Source organism: Streptomyces milbemycinicus, from assembly GCF_002154605.1.
Lineage (GTDB): Bacteria > Actinomycetota > Actinomycetes > Streptomycetales > Streptomycetaceae > Streptomyces > Streptomyces milbemycinicus.
In genome coordinates this window covers 6,572-7,015 of record NZ_MUNE01000058.1, presented here as the reverse complement: position 1 = coordinate 7,015, position 444 = coordinate 6,572, and the positions used below count along the sequence as shown (strand labels likewise).

Here is a 444-nt window from a genome sequence, read left to right as displayed (position 1 = left end):
GCGCGAAGGAGGCGGCGCGGAAGGCGGTGGCCGAGGCCGTCGCGCGGGCGGCGCGGACACCGGGGCCGATGCGGCTGCTCGTACGGATCAACCCCCTGGACCACGGGGCGGGCTGGGCGGGCGCCGAGGACCTGCGCGCGGTGGCCCGGCCGGGGCTGTACGGCGTGGTGCTGCCGAAGGTGCGCTGCGCCGACGACGTACGGGTCGCCGACCGGCTGCTGGCCTGGTGCGAGCGCGAGGCGGGCCTGCCGGAGGGGCGGATCGCGCTGGTGCCGCTGCTGGAGACGGCGCGCGGGCTGCGCGAGGCGTACGACATCGGGCGGGCCGCCGGCCGGGTGGCACACCTGGGCGCGCTGACCGCCCCGGGCGGGGACGTGGAGCGCGCGGTCGGCTACCGCTGGAGCCCGGGCGGCGAGGAGACCCATCCGCTGCGCGCCCGGGTGC

The 444-nt window shown here is 80.2% G+C and carries 1 protein-coding gene; it reads left to right on the top strand.

Annotation, left to right across the window (positions count from 1 at the left end; all coding sequences use genetic code 11):
- On the top strand, positions 1–444 hold a 444-nt coding region (locus CCN51_RS05390; protein WP_245881580.1), incomplete at both ends, for an aldolase/citrate lyase family protein.